This window comes from Campylobacter concisus (assembly GCF_003048405.1).
In the GTDB taxonomy this organism is placed as follows: Bacteria; Campylobacterota; Campylobacteria; order Campylobacterales; family Campylobacteraceae; genus Campylobacter_A; species Campylobacter_A concisus_Q.
In genome coordinates this window covers 576,343-595,950 of record NZ_PIQS01000001.1, presented here as the reverse complement: position 1 = coordinate 595,950, position 19,608 = coordinate 576,343, and the positions used below count along the sequence as shown (strand labels likewise).

The following is a 19,608-nucleotide window of genomic DNA, read 5'->3' as shown; positions in this document are numbered from 1 at the left end:
TAGTATTTGAAATTTTGAATGAATTATATAAATTTTAGAAGGGCTTGTCTATTGTACTGGGGTACAATGTTGAAAAATTTGTGTGGCTAGCTTTTATCTTAGCTCTAAATTTGGCCTTTGCCTTTAAAATTTTTAGTTTTAGCAGAGTTAGCAGAGATTGATTTTATTTAAAAATTTAAAGACCTACTAAAATACAAAGTAAGTCTTTAAATATGATCTTATAAAGCCTTTATATCTCCACCGATAACTCTTAGCCCTCTACTATCAAATATCGCCTTTACGCCAGCTACTTCTATCACGACGCTTGATCCTTCTATCGTTACTTTTGTGCTACCCACTTGATGGATTATCTTATCTTTGGCATTTACCTCATAAGTCGTCTCTATATTGCTAAATTTTGAATCAGCAATCTCAGTGTGCTGGGCAGCTGTTTTTGTTGTAAAATTTGACTTAGCATTTATATCAATGTAGCTATTTGCCTGAAGCACGATATGCTCATTACTAAATTCATTTATACCTTTTTGTGAATTTAGTTTATAGCCACCATCTATGTTCTGCTCTTTTGTGCCTTTTACCTCTTTCATCTCATCGTTATGTATGGTCGTATTAAGATTTGATTTTACTTCTACAAATTTATCATGTCCTACAAATTCATGACTATCTTGACCTACTCTTGTGTTATTATCAATAGCTACGTTTAGCGTATTTGAGACACCCACTACTGTATCTTTTGAAAGTCCAACTGTTGTTAGATACTCAGCTCCCACATTTACATTTTTTGCTAGATCTATCGTCTGAATGTGGGCTTTTTTTACTCGTTCAGTATAACTTCCATGCACTTGTGAGCTTTTGTCGTTTAGTATTGTTTGAGAAAAGTCGTTATTTACAAGCTCGTCATAGTCCTTTTCTGCTTTTACATAAATTTGCTCTTTATTTTTTAAATTTGATAAAGTGATCTCGTTTATACCAGTCTCATTTGCGCCGATTGTCTTTGAGCTAAGAGATGTTTGGTGATAGTTACTATCTACATTTACAAGTGGCGCATTTGAAGCATTATATAGGCTGCCACTTACTACTGGGTTGTCTATGTCATTTTGTAAAAACGAGATGATAACCTCATCGCCGATCCTTGGTATGGCAAAAAATCCTGAGCTATTGCTAGCAATAGGCGTTATCACCCTTAGATAAGCACTCTTGTGATAGCTTGCGTTGATGGCATCGTCTTTATCGATTATCTCTTGTGTACTAAAAGCATTTAACCTCACCTTTACCCTACCATAGCTATCAGTATGGATCGTATTATTTTGGCTATTTAGTCCATCTTGACCGACTACAAGACCTAGCGTGATGTCTGGTGCCTTTGGCTTTTGCTTGTAGCTTGGGACAAATTTCACACTACTTGGAATGATGCTTATCTCGTTTGTGTATGAGCTTATAAATTTTTTATCTTTAAATGGGACATTGTCGCCTAAATTTAAAGTATTTTCTAAAACGCTCTCATCAATATAAGTATGCTTTAAAGCTATTATTTTAAACTCATATTCGCCCTTGCTAGCGTCAATGGCTACCGAGATATTGTCATTTAAATTTAGTGCAAATACATTTGAGCTAGCGGTAAATTCTTTTAAAAGCATATCGCTTCTTAGTTTTTTAAGGTAGGTGCTAACTTCAAGCAAGCTAGTGTCACTAAATGAATACTCATCTAAATTTATATGCTTGTCATAGATATTTACCTGTTCGTCAAATATCTTTTCATTTTTACTCTCTAGCACATTTGGATAAGCTGTATTTTGAAAAGAGTGCGTAAAGCTATTTGCCTTTAGCGTCTCGCTCTTTGTTATTTTATTTATATGCTCGGTTGCTAGATTATTATTCAAATTTACATTAAAGCTTACTTTTCTAGCTTCCTTGCCACTACTTGTATCGCTTGAAGTAAAATTTTCATTTTGATTGCTATAAGCTAGTATAAATGTATCATGAAAGTAAATTTTTTCATTGTCTTCATAAAAATATATACCGCTATCATGACAAAGCCTTGTTATGAAAGCTAGATCACTCTCATTGTACTGGGCTATAAATTCTCTTTTGTTGTAGTTATTTTTGATATTTGAGAAGTCTAGCTCTTTGGTTAGTCTTTGTTTATTAAAAGCTAAAATATCCTTTACTACTTCTAAAATACTCTGGTCTGTATAAATTCTATTTGCTCTATTTATGCTTAGTCTATATAGTGGCGAAGTTAGCTTGAATTTAAAGAAGTATTTTTTATCTATATTTGTACTAGTCTCATCATCTACTCCAAGATACTCTACATCGCTTACTATTCCACTAAAGTGCATATCGTTTGAGCTACCATCTGGAACGATATTTTTATTTGTTGAAGACGGCCTTTTTATGCTTAGCTTTATACTTTTATCAAGATACTTATATATGCTTGAGTAGCTTTTATCGTTATTGTAGATAGTGTCTAAATTTTCATAAAGTGGGTTTTTTACCAAATTTATATAAGCAAAGCACTCTATTCTAAATATACTTTCTAAATTTTCATAAATATCTGCACGTGTAACGATAAATTTATCGTTTGACTCGTTTGCTATCTGAAGAGTTGAGAAGGTATCGTTAGATACGTCGTAGTCCATAAAGCCGTCTGTTGCTACTGAATTGCTAGATGCTAGCATGACAGGCTTAGTCAGTGATGATGTTGGTGATGTTAAATTTTTGTCCATTTGTTGCTCTTTCAATCTTTTTTCGTTTTCTTCTTCTTGTTGTAATGCCTTTTCAAACATTTCAATATCGGTGTCGGTGAGGTTACGATAGTTTTTAAACCACTCCACTTGATCCATTTTTTTAATTTCTTTAAATTCTCTGTAGTCTTTATCTTTTGTAATATCAATCTGTCTTTCGGCTATATCAGCAGCTTTCTCATAAACAAAACCACCAGGTCCAGCAATAGTACTAAATGCACCACCAGTAGCTTTTATTGCTCTTGTTGCATCCCCATATTTGCTTTTTTTATCAACACCTACTATTTCATTATTTTTATTTTTTATATCTAACTTCTTTTTATTTATATTTAAAAAATCCACTACTTATTCTTTCTGTTTAATATTTTTTCTAGATCTTTTTCATCATTTATAAGCATTAATATGTTTTTTAAGAAGCCATAATCTTTTGGATCCTGTCCATAATCTAATAGTCTTTTGATTAATTTAAATTTCTCTTCTTTAAATTCTTTATATTTTGGAGTTTTAATAAACTCAAGTAACCCAGGACTAGCTTTTTTATTGTCTATACCAACACCATTTTCCCTAAAAAAAAATGCAAAGTCAAATCCTATTGATGTAGCTAATTGCATATTTGGCTTAGCACCATTATTCAAAAGCAGATCAAAAGTCTCATTTTTTTTATAATCATGTGCAAATTCGAGCAAATCATATGTTCTATTAGAAAGTTTTTCATTTTTCAAAGTTATATCTGTCGTACATTCATATTTTTTAATATATTCCTCAATATTTTTTCTTGTATCATTGTCACTTATATTTTCATCAGCTATTATGTTAAACATATCAGCACAACTTATTGTATGCGAATATAAAGATGTTATGAGAAATATGATTATTGCCAATTGCTTCATTGCACTAATTCCTTTTGAGTTTCATTCTTTAATAAATTATCTAAATCCTCTTCATCATTTACAAGCGTTAATACTTTCTGTAAAAGGATATAGCCTTTTGGATCTTGCCCATGTTCTAGGAGTTTTTTGATTAGCTTAAATTTCTCTTCTTTAAATTCTTTATATTTTTGAGTTTTTATAAATTCTAGTAGCTCAGGGCTTGGTGACTGCCCTTCTAACTTAACACCATTTTCTTCAAAAAAAAGCAAAAAGTCTAATCCTATTGAACCAGCCAACCATACATTAGGTACTGCACCTTTTTCTAAAATCTCGTCAATACTTTTAGGCTTATTTGCGCTATATGCAAATTCTAATAAACTGGCTTTCATTGTGAAATTCGGTAAATTTATACTAGCATTAGCATCGCATCCGAGATCATCTATGTAGTATTTTATATATTTAGCCGTTTCAGTGTCACTTAAATTTTTATTAAAAATAAGTCCAAACATATCCGTGCAGTTTGCTTCGTGTGAATATAAAGATGTTATGAGAAATATGATTATTGCCAATTGCTTCATTGTGCTAATTCCTTTTGAGTTTCATTCTTTAATAAATTATCTAAATCTTTTTCATCTCCTACTATCTTTAATATAACTCTCAAATAACCATAATAATAAGGATCTTGCCCAAGATCTAATAGTTTTTTGATTAATTTAAATTTTTCTTCTTTAAATTCTTTATATTTTAGTGTTTTAATAAATTCTAATAGCTCAGGGCTTGCTTTTTTGTCTTTTATGCCATCACTATTTTCTCTAAAAAAGACTAGGAATTCTGTTGCTATAATTGCAGTTAGCCATTTATCTGGCGTAATATCTTTATTCAAAAGTAAGTCAAACGTTTTAGTCTTATTATTTTCATAAGCAGCATCTAGTAAATTGAAGTCATCATTAGTGAAACTTGGGACTATATTAGCATCGCATCCAAGCTCATCTATGTAGTATTCTACGCATTTAGCAGTATTCTCATCGGTCGTATTTTTGTCAAAGATCACAGCAAACATATTTAAATAATTTGCTTCGTGTGAATATAAAGATGTTATGAGAAATATGATTATAACTAGGTGTTTCATATCGCATTTCACATATCATGTTAATTTAAAAGATAAAGATAAAAAGGGCTCATCTGTGTCCTTCTAGCTAGAAGATGATTTTATTAACCCTAGGGGTAAACCCTAGGTTGGTTTTAAGCTTTTTTAGTAGCTTCTCTCCAGTCGTCGCTTCCGCTTGTGCCTGCAGCTACGTGTTCCCAAACTATCTTTCTATAGTTCATTGAAACTTTGAAAAGCTCTGTTTTGTCGCTGTTTAGCTTGTCTTGAGCATTTGGACTTACTAGAGTAATATCTGTTATAGTTGCATCTTCTAGTTTTGTAGTAAAGAAATGCTCCGCACCACCACTAGTTGATGTTCTATACCAATAGATCTCAACCTCTGGAAGTCTTTCACCTTGTGTTAAAGCATTGTAAAGAAGTGGAACAGCTTTATTTAGTGATGTAGTAAAACTAAATGGCTTATGGACTCTTTGACCTGATGGTTGGCCACTTTGTGGATCAGTTGGAACTGTTACTATATGAGAAACCTCTTGAGCCATGATCTCATCTTCGTGACCTGACTGATAGCGATTGCCTATACTAGCTTCTGTTGAAGCACCACTTGAAATAAGTCCTTGTGTAGAACCTTTCACTTTAATATACACTGGTTGTGACATATTTACTCCTATTAAAAAGTTTGGATTATTCTATCTTTTATTTACTTTCTGTTTTATTAAAAACATTACTTTTTTAACATATAGCTTTGAAGAGCTTTATGCAATAGATAATTAAACGCTTCCTTATCTTCCTTAGTGCTTTTTAGTACGGCTCCTGAAAGATATTTAAAAAATGAGTTATTCTCGACTATATCATACATTTGGCTATATAGCTCTTTGCATATAAGCTTAACCAAAACAGTATTTATTAGTTCTGTCGAGTCACTAAGAGGAAGAGTTTTCATGATTGTTTCCATATCTTTTGTATTTAAAGTCCTAGTCTGCTCACTTATAGGGCTCATATTTGGTTGCAATTTTATACTCTCAACTATCTTTGTCAAAAGCTCATCCATGCTTTTTGCAGTTAGCATATTTTGATTATTTGCATTTTCTTCTTCATCAAAATTTTGAGCTATCTCATTTAAATTTAAAACTGCATCGTGCGCATTTTCATTTAAAGTGATATCTTTTTTATCATTTATCAATGAGTTTATCTTTGGCTCTTCTTTAAAATCAACATTTGAAATTTTACCAACTGGCTCAAAACGTTTATCATCAAGCTTATCAAAATTTTTCGTATTTTCTATTATCTTATGGGCTTTTCCTATATATTCATCAATCCTAGAAGGGTCTATAAATATAAATTTTAACTCCCCTATCCTAAAGACATCACCCAAATTTATGACGCTCTCATAGTCATCTGGAAGCTTTGAATATGAATCACTATAAAAAATTTCACAATCTTTATAGCCACAAATTGTGAAAACCCCCTCTTCAAATCCAACATGAGCGTGTTTGGGTGCGATTGAATCGCTCATATCATTACAAGAAAATTTTGTAGTGTCTAATGAGCCTATATCACCGCCATTTTCATCAAAAATGATAAATTGAGCTGAAAAGCTTGACGCTTTATCGTAATTTTGTATAACTGCTGCTATTTGTTGCATATTTTATCCTTAATAAAGCATCTTCTTTGGTAAATTTATCGTTGGTATGATATCCATAAGCTCTAAAAGCTCTCCTCCATTTGGTGTTACTTCAAAGCCAAAATACGAATCTCTTCTACCATCAAAATTAAGCGTACTAACGCCAACGCTACTAAAATTTGAAGCCTTTAATATCTTATACCAGCCCCATTCTCCATCAAAACTTAGCTCTTTTCTCTCACTTCCAGTGCTTGAAACTGCATTGAATTTAAACTGTGTTGATATATCAAAATTTTTACTTGAAACTATCAAATTTGAGGCGATTGTATGATCATAAGTCAAAGAGTTATTAGAATAACTAATATTTATATGACTAAAATTTGCCGATAAGTCGACAGCTTTTAAATTATAATTTAATTTTAGCTCATCATTTGAATCAAGCATTAAATTTGAAATTCTGTCTATATAGGCAATATTTTTAAGGAAATCCCTACTAAATCTTAGCTCTTTTGCATATTTTGGTCTTATTTTATAACCATCAGCAGTTTTACTTAAGATTTGTTTTAGATATTTATCATAAAAGCTATTCCAAGTTCCGTTTTTGCCAAAGAATCTTTTAAATTCTTCTATGCTGACAGCCTTTGGAGATTGTTCGTTAAATGGATAAAATGGCTTGATAAGACTTTCAAAATCATCAAAAACATCATCTCTATATGCTGTTGATAAAAGCACCGAAGCACCATTTTCTACTTGTTTCCATGCAAGTGTCGATAACTTTTGATAATATTCATTTAACTCATCTGGAAGCTTCTTAGCATCATTATTTAAGACAACAAATGGGTCGTTTTCATTTTTTATACCATTTATTGCATAAACTATTTTATCATCGTTACTTTGAAGCATTTCGAAGTTATAGTCACTAACTTTTTTATAAACGCTTGTTACATCGTTGCTTATAATATCTAGCAAGTCATTAGAATTTAACGTATGGTAATTAGTAAATTTAGCACTAAAATCACTGAAAACACGTTTTATCTCACTTGAAGCAAATCCTAGAGAATAGATATATTTTAGTAAATTCTCATCATTTAAATTTGTATTTTGATTAGTTAATTTTATTAAAGAATTTAAAGGATTTTCTCTCTTTGACAAGATGTCGAGCTCTTCTATGACCTCTTTTTTTGTGCTAAATTCATTTGGTTCTATTTCTCTTAAAATTTGGCTCCACTTATCAGCATAATTTTGCAAATAAAGCTCTATTACAGCAATACTTAGCTCTTTCTTATCATTTGAGCTAATATCTTTTAAAGAAGAATTTGTCTCCATTAGCCAAGATTCTATTCCAGCTGTTTGATCTATGTTTGAGCTAAGCTTTGATAAGAAATCTCTTAAATTTTCTTTTGTATAAATTTTATTAAATGGCTTAAATGCTTCTTTTTCTTGGACTACTGTGTATAAATTTTCAACATCTTTTTTAATATCGTAAAAAGATTTATCATCCTTGAATGATATGAACTCAAGTATGTAGTATAGTCTTTGTGCTCTTTGAACAGGTGATAGTCTCGTATTTGCTATACTTTGAGCAACTGTATCTGCAGTTATATTTAAATTTTCTGCCTTTAAGATAGCCTCAATATGTGCTAAAAATTCATCTTTTGCAACACCATATTTTTCAAATTTATCCCAGTTTGTGCTAATCCAAATTTTAAATAAGTCCACATTTGTATAGTCTTTGTCAAAGAGCGAATCATACATATAAAATGCTTTTATTAGCTTATCTGGATCACTTTCATTTTTTAGTATATTTTCCATTTCAGTTAAAACTGTATTTTTGAAAAAATCAGCATTTAAATCATAGTAAAGTGCTTTAACTGGAGTGAAGCCTTTATAAGAAGTATCTAGTGTTATATACTCAAATTTAGTATCACCGCTAAAAATTCTTGGATAGTCATTTAGACTTTGTTTTAGTAAATTTAGAAGCTCAATCTTTTGCGTTGGAGAGAGGTCCTTGTATTTTTTACCATCAAGGTATGAGGAAATTTTATTTGCATTATTTATAGCATTTTGCTCTTTTATATTTTTGGTATCTAGAATAAAACTAGAACCCAAATATACTCCAGCACAAAGTATGGCTACTAAAATAAAATTTGCAAATTTTGTAAATCTATTTTGAGCACCAAATTTATTTAAGTTGGCTTTAAAAGCTATCTCTTTTAAAAATGATTTTACAAAATAGCTTTGTTTGCTATAGTTATTTACTGCTCTTAAAAGTGGTTTTTTGATGTTATATCTATCGCAAATAGTGTTTGTAAGGTAGTTTATAGGTATATTTTCTTGATAAGCACTTACGAAATAAATTCCATTTATGGTTGAGCTATTTTTAAGTGCATTTTGAGAGCTTAGCTTTGCTACAAAATCTTTCACTAAAGCAAAAAAATTATCAAGTTGTTTTAAAAATAGATATGAACGTTTTTTATCTTCCAATAGGTGTGAAATCGAGTTCTTACTCATAAGATGTTTAAATAGCGACTCACTTAGGCCTTTTAGTTCAGTTTCTAGTGATTGTTTTGAGAAATTTGGATCTAAGTTTATTCCTAAAGCCTTATTTGCCACATCTTCATTGAAAAGCCTAAAATAATCTCCCATACCATCTATTAAGTCAAGTTTGCTAAAAACAATATAAATAGGAAATTTAATGTTTAGATGTTTCTCACAGTCATTAACCCTTTTTATCATATATCTAATTAATTCATCAAAATATTCTTGAGTGCCTTCGAGGAATTTTTTAGTATCTATTATTAAAACCGCACCACTTAATCTAGCGTTAAAATCATTTCGTTTTAAAAAGTGTAAAAATTCACTCCAGATGCTTTTTTTAAGCAAGTAATCCCTATTTTTATCCACATCATCCTCAGGAAGCTCTTCAGTAGCTGTTGGCTGATATAAGCTCTCTTGTGCAAAATGTATACCCTCGGTATCTAAAAGTGCACCAAATTTTGAAATATAAAGATTAAAGTTTGTTGTGCTTTTATGTATTTTTTTATAAGTATCTAAACTATCAGATAGTGGAAATTCGATATTTGAGTAGTTTATAAATGCACTCTTTCCAGCACCTTCGTTACCCATTATCATTATTAAAGGTAATTTTTTAAAATTTATATCTTTTTTCCAAGTTGTTTTGGCATCTTTCAAAGAAAGCATAAAATTTCTTTTTGCCTTACCAAAACTATCCATAGACTCTTTTTTTATCTCTTTTAGCTTATTATTTTTTTCATCTTTTTGAGATGCTAAATAGTGCATTAATGGTTTGATTAAAACAAAAAATAAAATAACTACCCAAAATGCAATTAATATAGTGACTCTTGAACTTATGCTAGCAAAGCTATATACATCATTAAAAGCTATAAGTGGAGCATAAAGCCAAAATAAGATACTTAATGCAATAGAAGCTACCAAAATGGTGCTGTGTTTAAATCTAAAAAAGACAAAAAATCTTCTTAGGTAATCGATAAATGCCATTGATGCACATCCTTTTACAAATAAATATATTTCTTTAATGTAATAATAACAAATATTTTAGATTTTATATCTAAAAATTTAAGAGCAAAGCCTAAATTTTATAAAATTTGACATATTTTTATTACTTTTAAGCCTTGCACCAAGGCCTATTTTACTATAACTTTCATCCATTCCAAGCTTTAATTGCATCTTTTGAGAATAGTTTATTTTTATGTATAAATCGGCAACAAATTCATTGTTTGTAAAAAAGATAAGAGTATCTTGAAGCTCTTTAAATTTTCTTCTTTTTGGGAAAAAATCAATAGCTTCTTCATAATCTATGCCATTTATATAAACTGCTATCTTAGTTTGTTTCTCAAAAAGCTTTTTACCAAGTATAAAATTTCTGCCCAAAGTCCTATTTTTGATACCAAGCGAATTTAAATTTGAAGACGCTATGAAAATTTGATTTGGTAGATTTTCTAGCAAAAATAGCTTATTTTTTAAATTAAAATGACGCTGCAAGGCGAACTCGATCTCTCTTTTAGGCCTTCTTTGACTAATAATAAGCGGAGAAAATGGTAAGAATTTTTTTGCTAATTTTTTATTGCTTATGTTTAATATATCCAATAAAATCTTTGAAATTTTATCATCAAGCTCTTTTTCAAAGGATCTTGCATAATTTTTTAGACTAATGCTATCAAAGAAAAGCCAAAGCAAGTAATTGTCAAAAAAGTCAAAAAATTTCTCAAAATTATTATCGCTACTCTTTGAAATCTTCTCCAAAATATAGCTTGTAAGATGCGAGCCACTTCCCAAAAGACCCATAAAATTTACGACGATTTTTACTACATCCTCTTTATTTAAGCTTTCAAGCTCATTAATTGGATAAGCAAAACTTGGGCTATTTTTTAAAAAAACATCCCTTCTATCGTGGTGCTTTAGGCAGTTCTTTACTAATTTAAAAAAAGAAGCTTGATTTAGTTCTTTGTTCATATTAATCTTTTTGTACCACCTAAAAAGTCATAATTAAGCAAAATTTTACTCTTTATACACTTTATTTTAAGCTCGCAAAATGAATTAATTGATACAAATTTTGATAAAAATTTAGCCAAATTTATACCTAAAACATAAACATTTCCGATACTCTCAAATTCACTTTCATCTATATAGAATATGCAAAGCAACCCTCTTTTTGCAAAGCCTTGATCAACTCTATAAATTTGCTTTGTTTTTATATCATAAAGTGAGTTTGCAAATTTTTTTAAAAACTCATCATCTGACGCGCTAAAGGTATTAAGAAGTGCTAGAAAAGAGCCCTTCTCCAGTATACTTTGATAGCTAAAAGATAATATGCTAACTAGTTTCCAAAGAAGATTTCCATCTATTTTTACTCGCTTTACACTAGTTGGAATGGTTAAATTTTTAGTTGTTACACCTTGATGAGATAACACTCTATCTATCTCGCCAAGTCTTAGCTTACAAGGCAAATCACCATTGCAGCAAAGTGCATCTATGCTAATGGTTTGATCTTTAGAGTCACTTTTGAAAAAAGAAATTTCTTTATAAGAGTTTAGTTTTATATCTGTTTTATTACTAACAAAATAATAATCTTTTGCTCGCTCATCATTTAAAAATTCAAATCTCTCAAAACTTTTATAGTTTTTTAATATCCTTTTTTCATTATTACTGCTGTGGGCGACCACCTTACTGATTGAAACGATTTCATAAGCATCGATATTTGAGCGATCTAGAAAAATTCTATATTCGCTTCGCCTATTGTTATTTAAAATAGGCTCGGCACTCATTGCAAATAAATTTATTGCAGGCGTAGCAAAAAGAGAAAAATACTCTAGCCTTGGCACATATCCACTTGGCATATCTTTTGAAAATATAAATTTAATATTAAAGCTTTTTGCGGAAAAATTTTTAAGAAAGCCAAGTCCATTTAATCGCATAAAATTTAACTTTGAAGGAAAAAATGATAGCTCTTTTAAAAGCTCAAATGCTTCAAATCCAAACTCATCACTCTTTATCAAACGCTCATCAAACTCATCTAAACTAAGTTTATCAGGGCTTAACTTTATCTCTTGATCGCTATCTTCAAAACTTATTGTAATAAATTTCAAGTAATTTTTTAGCCACATTAGGAGCGTAGAAGAGAAGTAAACATTATTTCCAAGATATAAATTTAAAAAATCTATATCAAGTTCTTTAGTGCTAAGCTCATCCTTTATAACGCTTATATTTAAATTTAGAAGATAATCACTCTTATTGTTTGACATAAAAGCTTTTGTTATCTTTAATGGAAGCAAATTTATGTCAAAGATCGTTTGGAATTTGCACGTTATGCCATTGATCTGCTTTGACTCAACTATACTTCCTTTTGGTATAAATTCTCTCACCCCAGAGAAGTCATCTCTTAAGGTAAATTCTTGCATACAAACTGATGGAAAAGGATTTGTATAGCTTGGCATTAAGATATTTACTAAAGACTCAGCGATTAGTGGGATATTTTCATCTAGTTCTTGCCTGATCCTAGATGTCAAAATAGCCATATTTTCTATTATGCTCTCAACATCAGGATCTTTGCTTTTAGTATCTAAAAAGGGTGCTACTTTTGGAAAATTTTTAATAAAAAGAGCTCTTGTTTCATCAAGATATGCCATCTCTTTTTGAAAATAAGCTAGATTATTTTCATTATAATCCATTATAAAATCTCACAATATCTATTGTTTTTAAAAATAACTTTTAACAAATACTCTTTGAAATTATCGTTTTTATGCTTGTAATTTATATTAAAGATAATACGCCAAGGCTTTAGTGAGTCATCGTATCCAATAGATGTTACTTCTATTCTATTCTCATTTGAGCTGATTAGTTCATATATCGCCATGCCAAGTTTATGACCAAGCTCATTTATTTCAACACCCATCGACCAAAGATCGATAATACTATCATTTAATCGGCCGTAGTTACCAAGTCTAGAGTTTAAAATGGTATCAATGTGATCTTTTATGTCGCTGTCCAGATCTTTAAAATATGGACGTAGTTTTGATTCATCACTAAATTCATATAAAATTTTATCTATCAGCGACATAGTAAGCTTACTCTTTGTCTAGTTTTCCGACCAAAGAAAGCTCGAAATTTGCTCCCATAAATTTAAAGTGAGGTCTAGCCAAAAGCTCTATTTTATACCATCCAGGCTCGCCGGCTATATCACTGACGATTACTTTTGCGCTTCTAAATGGCCTTCTACTTCTAACATCTGCTGGTGGGTTTTCCTGATCTGAGATGTATTGTCTTAGCCATTCATTTAAGCCGCGCTCAACATCACTACGCTCTTTCCATGTACCTATCTCTTCTCTTTGAAGCACTTTTAGATAATGAGCCAAACGAGAGATCAAGAACACATAAGGCAGTTGAGTTCCGAGTCTGAAATTTGTCTCAGCAGCTTTACCTTCTGGAGTATTTGGGAAAATTTTAGGCTTTAACGCAGAGTTTGCAGAGAAAAATGCAGCATTATTGCTATCTCTTCTTAAAGTAAGAGCAATAAATCCATTTTCTGAAAGTTCAAATTCTCTTCTATCTGTGATCAAAACTTCGGTTGGAATTTTTGTTTGGACACTTCCATAATTTTCGTAAGTGTAAGTTGGAAGATCTTTTACAGCACCGCCACCTTTTGGCCCAATGATATTGCCGCACCATCTATAATCAGCAAAACTATCTGTAAGCCTTGTAGCAAACGCATAAGCTCCATTGCCCCAAAGCATATCATTGTGATTATTTACAGTTTCTCTATAATTAAAGCTCTTTATAGGGTTATCTTCTGGCACATAAGGAGATCTTGTAAGAAATCTATTTACCATACAACCTGTGTATTTTGCATCTTCATTTTCTCTAAAAGTTCTCCATCTTGTATATTGTGGGCCTTCTAGCATGCTTTTTAGATCTTTTATATTTTCAAGCTCACCAAAATTGTCAAGTCCGAAAAATTTAGCAGAAAGAGATGTAAGAAGCGGCGAATGGCTCATTGCAGCAATTGATGACATTTTATTTAAAAAAGTCATATCTTGATTTGATTTATCTAGCTCATAGTCAGCCACTATCGCACCAACTGGCTCTCCACCAAACTGTCCATATTCAGCTGAATAAATTTGTTTATAAAGTGTACTTTGAGTTATGTCTAGGTTGTTTTCAAAATCATCTAAAATTTCTTCTTTTGTGGCGTCTAAAAGATCAATTTTTACATTTTCATTAAAATTTGTTCTCTCAACCAAAAACCTAATTCCACGCCAAGTTGATTCTAGCTCTTGAAAAGATTTATTGTGCAAAATTTCATCCATTTGAGCAGATAAAAGGGTATCAATGTGAGCTATCATCTCATCAAGTGCGAGCTTGTTTATTTTATCTTCGGCATTATTTGTTGTTATTATATTTGAAATAAACTCAGCAACTCCTTGCTTTACAACACTATAACTCTCGTCATCTTTTGAATATTTACTCCTTTGCATTATGCTTTCAATGATAGGAGTTTTAACTTTAGTTTCAGACATTTTTATTCCTTATCTTGTTCGTCTTTAATCTCTAAAAGAAGTTGTTTTCTACTATCTTCATCTTTTATAGCTTCTAAAACCGCTTTTCTAAAATCAGGCATATTGCCCATAGGACCTTTTAGTGCAACTAAAGCTTTTCTAAGCTGTAAGAGTTTTTTTAGTTCAGGGATTTGATTTATAATATTATCTGGATTAAAATCATGGATGCTTTCAAAATCAAGATCAACATTTAAGTCTTCATTGTTAGAATTTAGCTTATTTTTTACAGAGAAATTTGTATGAATATCTAAGCTTTTCATAACCTGATCAAAATTTATTTTATTGATAGAGATTACTTCACGATCTTCAAGTGGAGTTTGGTTTTCACCAGTTAAATTTGCAACTACCATAAGTTTTAATGGAAGCTCTACATCAGCCTCTTGGTCATTTGTCTTAGTTTTATAAACTATATTTATGCGTTCTTTTGGTGGGATTAGATTATCTGCCATAGTAACATCCTTTTTTCGTAAATGATTTAAGAATTATATTTAAATAAAATTAAAGGTGATTTAAAAAAACATATTTTATCACACAAATGTTTTTGCCTTTATATATATGTCTGATAAATAATCTTTAAGCTCGGTATTTTCTATGAAATTAACTATTTGTGCATAGGTAGCTTTTGCATTATTATTCATGCCTTGAGCAGTAAAAATTTTTGATAATTCAAGCATAAAATTAAGCTCGTTTTGAGCACTTGAAGCATGCTTGCTTTTGTCTAGTTCTTTTATTAGATCTTCAAAACTCATATCTTTTTTACTATCACTGCTGGAAATAAATTCCAAAGAGTTGCTTTTAATAAAAAATTTATTTATATCTTCACTAAAAAAAGCTTCTCCGCTTTGAAATTTAAGCTTTTTTATATCTGGAAATTTATCAATAAAATTTAAAACCATATCACAAATAAGATCACTTTGCCTTGCAAGTCCAGCACTATTTAAAAACTCGCAAAACATCTTAATGCCTTCTATCCAAAATGGGTTAAGTGCTAAATTTCTTATAAATTTTTCTAAATTGTCAAGATTTAGTTCGTTACTTTTTTTAAAAAGCATAATTAGATTTTCATCAGGATAACGTATCTGCGTTATTTGATCGCTACTTGATGGAAGCACCTTTATTCTGCCCCACATTGCTTCAAAAATTAAAGCATAAGCGGTAAAATTTTTAATATCACTCTTTAAAAGCATTAGTGATAAATTTATAAAATGTTCTCTAAATTCTCTATCATTAAATGTACTAATGTCATTGCTACTAAACGAAACGCTTTGATGGTAAGTTGGCTCAGTTTTAGTGACGACTTTTGGCTCTTTAGCTTTTAAAATTTCTTCTTTTTTTTCTTCTATATAAAGCGTATCAAAATGTGTACCAAGCTCTTGCGAAAGCTCAGGCACAAGATCATTAAAAGCTTTTGCGTCAGCTTGATCCAAAGCCTTATCATTAGCTTGCGTAAAAAGCTCTATTGTTTGAGCTATTATCTTTTTTTTAGCAGGTAGTTGTTTTTCATTTTTCGCAAGTAAATTTGGCTCTTTTTTTAAAATAGATAGAAAAAAGGCAAAAGCTTTTATAAGTGTCTTAAAAGCCTCTTTGTCATTTAAATTTATGGCAGAAATCGCTAAGAAATTTAAAAGCTTAGCATCAAGGCTAAACTCACTTAGGGCTTTTAAAGATGAGCTAAATACATAATCCCACTTTATGCTATCATGCATCAAAGTTTTATACTTTGACATTTCATCAGTTAAACTAATATAAAGCTCATTCTCTAAAAAATCTTCATTAAATTTATTACAAAAAATATCTTGCACTTACTTGTTATCCATAAAATTCTCTATCTTATTATTTAGGACACTATCGTTTCTGATATTGTTTTGATCCATAGAATATGTACTATATAAAAATGCAGCTGCAATCATAGCAATGGTCAGCAAAATAAAATAAAATTTTAAACGCTTTAGCGAAAATACCTCAAGAAAGCTTTTCTTTGTCTGTTTTAAGTAACTCTTTTCAAATACATTTTCATCAGCCTTTATTAGCGGAGAAACGGCCGCAGCTATATTTTCACAAAGATAAGAAATTTTTTCATTGCAATCTTCTTGGGTTTCATATTTTCCTTTATAACCAAGCACCAAACAAGCATATATAAATTCTAAGAAATCTTTATTTTTGCCAACATTTTCAAACCACTTATCCATAATGCCAAAGAATTTATTTCCACCTAGATTTTCATTAAAAAATCTTGTTGTCAGGGTATTATTGGCCCAAAAGCTGTTCATAAAAATTTCATTTTTTAGCAAGCTCTCATCTATAAAAACACAAAGGCAATATCTAAGCCTAATAATATCGTCTTCCTCATAAATGCCTAGGTTTGATATCTTTGAAGTAGTGCTTAAGATATCGTTTATCAATTTTTCACGTAAATTTGCCATTTCACTTTGTGAAAAATTTTGTAATTTTGAAACCCTATTTGCCAAAAGAAGCAATGGCAACACATGATCTAGTGCAAGATTTGTGCCAAGACCCAAAAGATTTGTTTGACTTAAAACTGAGGTTTCATTTTGATTTTCATTCATTTTTATCCTTATAATAAAGCCCACATTTTAATATCAGCATTTGGTAAATTTGCCGTTATATAAACGCTAATCACATTTTGATTTGCAAAGCTTTTAAAAATTTCATCTTTTTTGTCTATCTTGTAATAGATATAATCGTTTAACTTCGGTAAAGTACTAGGAACAACAGAAATTTGCTCTACGTTTATACCTCTTAGCTGTGAAGAAACTATGCCTTTTATATTTGATTGAGTATGGATTTTACACTGCTCTTTAAAATTTTTAAGAAGATACTCATTTTTCGTATCACTGTGAATAGCAAAATAAATTTCTGAGTTTTCAATAATGCTTGGATTATCAAAAATACAGTCATAAAAGCCGTGATTATTTTTAACAATTTGTGCCATTATATATTTTGGAGATAAGATATGCGAGAATAAAAGTCTTAGATTATTTATCAAAGGCACAAAAGTTTGAGTTAGATTATTGTGATCGTAGGCTATAAATTCACTAAAACTATTATCGTGACTAAGTGCCAGCAGATCAGCCTGAAAATCAACTAATTTTTCATACAAATACTCTGGGTGAAATTTATCTTTCTTTAACAAATAAGAGAATATCAAATACCATTTTTTTAGCATATTTAGTGTTAAATACGTTGAAAAATCAAGTCTATTTTTAGCTTGGTCAACACCTCCTAACAACCCAAAATAACTCTCTTGATGTTGCTTTGTAGCAAAACTAAGTTCCTCTATAAAATTTGTTATGAAGGTGTTTTTACTGATGTCAATACAAGTTGGAATAAATTTTTCGTCAAGTGTTATTTGCTTATTTAGGTCTATATTTTTTATTTTACAAATTGGTATGCTAAGCTCGTAAGGCATCTTTGAGCCAAATACTCCAAGAGATGATCTTTGGCTTGCTAGGATTAGATTTTCTTTATCTTGTGTAAAGGCAGAAGATAGTTCAAAATCATCTTTATCATCTAGCTCGTTTAATATATCGTTGCTAGCTTCATCATGCACTCTTGAGCTAATAAGTGCTTGCTTGGCTGTAAATTTTAGGTTTGGTAAATTATTTTGCAAGCTAATATCAACCAGACCTGAGCTAATAGGTAGTTTTAGTACTATAATGGCTGAGTTTAGTTCACTTGGGCTTATCTCAAGCGGTTCTGGCAATTCATCTTGATCTGGCGCGTTAAAAATCGTACCATCTTGAGAGATACAAGAAATTTTAGTTAGCCCTATTTTGCCTTGAAGCAAAAGATCGCTTGAAATTTCTAAATCTAAAACACCATATAAATTTGAAAAAGAAGAGATGGTTTTTAGGTTTAAATTTCTCTCAAAATATCTTTCTTGCTGCTCGAAATGAACCTTATCAACGTTCATTCCGTTATACCAAACGACTTTTAGCTTTTCAGACATTTTATTTGCTTGCTTGTATTTTAGAGCTACTAGCATCTAAAACATTTACACCATTTTTTGTTATTTCAAAAACTATATTTTTTTCTTTTATCTCTTTTGTTGCCTTGTAAGCCTTGATATTTGTCTTGCTCTGATCAGCATAAAGTACCAAAATACCAACATACGGAACTTCGTCAGGATATACATTTGTAAAAGCATATCTATTTGTATTTGGCTGAATTTGTGTTTTTATAGAGTCAATCTTGTCATAGCCAAGTATTTCACCATTTCTCTCAGCTAGATCTATAATGCTAGCTTCTTTAAATTTAGCCACATCTCTTAATTTATAAGCTATGATAGTTATAGGAACATTATCGCCATGATAGTTTAAATTTGAATTTGGCATATTGCTTATAATAAGATCTTTTGCACATCCTGTAAGAAATAGCATAAATACTAAAAAAGATAGAAATTTAAATATTTTTTTCATGAGTTCCTTTGCCTGATTTTAATAATATTATTTTTGCGTAATTATATCTAAAAAATTTAGATGATGCTCATTTTAAAATTAATGTTCTTAAACAAAACTTTTATATAAGTTCTCATTCTTTTTTATCGTCTTTATTATTTTTATTATCTTTGCTGCTCATACTATCTACAGCCACCTGTGTTATTCCGGTAAAATATACTTGCTCCAGTTTCAGCCTCAGTCTGTAAATCCTAATTGCCTACTTTTTTATATTTATCCTTTTGTGGCGTTGTAACCAATCCACATTATAAATACAAATATCATCTGTATCAAAGAGACGCCACCTATTGTAACGTCCATTGTCTTAAAATTCTTTTTTTGAAAGTCACTCTTTTTTATGCCGTTTTTAATTATGTAATATATATTGGTTAAGATTATCCCAGCAAAAATAATATCTCCATAGTATTCTCCAAAGAGAAGTTTTAGGATTACTATAAAGCCGATACATAAGATGCTACCAAAAAAAATAATTAGAAATTTTTTCATTTTTTGTTATCTTTCTTCTCTTTGTCATTTTTGCTTTTTATGCTATCGGCTACTGCTTGACTTGTTCCTGTCACAACTGATACTATGCGCCAACTTTTATGTTTATCCTCTTGTTGCATTGTAAAGAAGCCAAAATACAAAAACTAAAAAAGAGTGGATTAAAGCGATACCGCCTCTTTTTATTTCCATTTTTTGTATATATTCTTTTTTAA

Annotated in this window: 17 protein-coding genes; all 17 read right to left on the bottom strand. The window is 30.4% G+C overall.

The features are described from left to right. Window positions 1-218 precede the first annotated feature (218 nt). Complete coding sequence (locus tag CVT18_RS03190; RefSeq protein ID WP_180999669.1) at window positions 219-3,083, bottom strand: type VI secretion system Vgr family protein; 2,865 nt, start codon at window positions 3,081-3,083, stop codon at window positions 219-221. After that, window positions 3,083-3,631: a hypothetical protein gene (locus CVT18_RS03185; RefSeq protein ID WP_234410263.1), complete on the bottom strand. Its 549-nt coding sequence runs from the start codon at window positions 3,629-3,631 to the stop codon at window positions 3,083-3,085. Before CVT18_RS03185 ends, CVT18_RS03190 begins: the two co-directional genes overlap by 1 nt. Continuing rightward, entirely contained in the window at window positions 3,628-4,188 is a 561-nt protein-coding gene (locus CVT18_RS03180; protein WP_234410262.1) for a hypothetical protein, read from the bottom strand. The genes CVT18_RS03185 and CVT18_RS03180 overlap by 4 nt, the downstream gene beginning before the upstream one ends. After that, window positions 4,185-4,739, bottom strand: coding sequence for a hypothetical protein (locus CVT18_RS03175; protein WP_234410261.1), 555 nt, complete (start codon window positions 4,737-4,739; stop codon window positions 4,185-4,187). Before CVT18_RS03175 ends, CVT18_RS03180 begins: the two co-directional genes overlap by 4 nt. Before the next feature lie 113 nt (window positions 4,740-4,852). Then, a complete protein-coding gene (locus tag CVT18_RS03170) occupies window positions 4,853-5,374 on the bottom strand; it encodes an Hcp family type VI secretion system effector (protein ID WP_054195925.1) in 522 nt (173 codons plus the stop codon). 65 nt (window positions 5,375-5,439) lie between these two features. Further along, window positions 5,440-6,360, bottom strand: a complete 921-nt coding sequence (locus CVT18_RS03165; protein ID WP_085658348.1) for a hypothetical protein — start codon at window positions 6,358-6,360, stop codon at window positions 5,440-5,442. Window positions 6,361-6,369: 9 nt separating this feature from the next. After that, window positions 6,370-9,858 carry a type VI secretion system membrane subunit TssM gene (tssM, locus tag CVT18_RS03160; RefSeq protein ID WP_107824228.1) on the bottom strand — a complete coding sequence of 1,163 codons (3,489 nt, stop codon included), beginning with the start codon at window positions 9,856-9,858 and terminating at the stop codon, window positions 6,370-6,372. Window positions 9,859-9,936: 78 nt separating this feature from the next. After that, window positions 9,937-10,833 carry a type VI secretion system baseplate subunit TssG gene (locus CVT18_RS03155; RefSeq protein ID WP_103628536.1) on the bottom strand — a complete coding sequence of 299 codons (897 nt, stop codon included), beginning with the start codon at window positions 10,831-10,833 and terminating at the stop codon, window positions 9,937-9,939. Then, window positions 10,830-12,548: a type VI secretion system baseplate subunit TssF gene (gene tssF, locus CVT18_RS03150; RefSeq protein ID WP_103628535.1), complete on the bottom strand. Its 1,719-nt coding sequence runs from the start codon at window positions 12,546-12,548 to the stop codon at window positions 10,830-10,832. The genes CVT18_RS03155 and tssF overlap by 4 nt, the downstream gene beginning before the upstream one ends. Then, complete coding sequence (locus CVT18_RS03145; protein WP_054195920.1) at window positions 12,548-12,937, bottom strand: hypothetical protein; 390 nt, start codon at window positions 12,935-12,937, stop codon at window positions 12,548-12,550. The genes tssF and CVT18_RS03145 overlap by 1 nt, the downstream gene beginning before the upstream one ends. A gap of 7 nt (window positions 12,938-12,944) precedes the next feature. Next, window positions 12,945-14,393: a type VI secretion system contractile sheath large subunit gene (gene tssC, locus CVT18_RS03140; protein WP_103628534.1), complete on the bottom strand. Its 1,449-nt coding sequence runs from the start codon at window positions 14,391-14,393 to the stop codon at window positions 12,945-12,947. Between the two features lie 2 nt (window positions 14,394-14,395). Next, a complete protein-coding gene (gene tssB, locus CVT18_RS03135) occupies window positions 14,396-14,881 on the bottom strand; it encodes a type VI secretion system contractile sheath small subunit (RefSeq protein WP_103604109.1) in 486 nt (161 codons plus the stop codon). Window positions 14,882-14,959: 78 nt separating this feature from the next. Further along, the gene (locus CVT18_RS03130) at window positions 14,960-16,234 is read right to left on the bottom strand and encodes a type VI secretion system domain-containing protein (RefSeq protein ID WP_103628533.1); all 1,275 of its coding nucleotides are present in this window, start codon (window positions 16,232-16,234) and stop codon (window positions 14,960-14,962) included. After that, window positions 16,235-16,999 (bottom strand): type IVB secretion system protein IcmH/DotU, encoded by a 765-nt coding sequence (icmH, locus tag CVT18_RS03125; protein ID WP_103628532.1) that lies wholly within the window; start codon window positions 16,997-16,999, stop codon window positions 16,235-16,237. Between the two features lie 8 nt (window positions 17,000-17,007). Then, window positions 17,008-18,402 (bottom strand): type VI secretion system baseplate subunit TssK, encoded by a 1,395-nt coding sequence (gene tssK / locus CVT18_RS03120; protein ID WP_103628569.1) that lies wholly within the window; start codon window positions 18,400-18,402, stop codon window positions 17,008-17,010. Window position 18,403: 1 nt separating this feature from the next. Then, window positions 18,404-18,871 (bottom strand): type VI secretion system lipoprotein TssJ, encoded by a 468-nt coding sequence (tssJ, locus tag CVT18_RS03115; protein ID WP_054195914.1) that lies wholly within the window; start codon window positions 18,869-18,871, stop codon window positions 18,404-18,406. 521 nt (window positions 18,872-19,392) lie between these two features. Further along, complete coding sequence (locus CVT18_RS10655) at window positions 19,393-19,515, bottom strand: hypothetical protein (protein ID WP_265094533.1); 123 nt, start codon at window positions 19,513-19,515, stop codon at window positions 19,393-19,395. Between the last annotated feature and the right edge of the window lie 93 nt (window positions 19,516-19,608).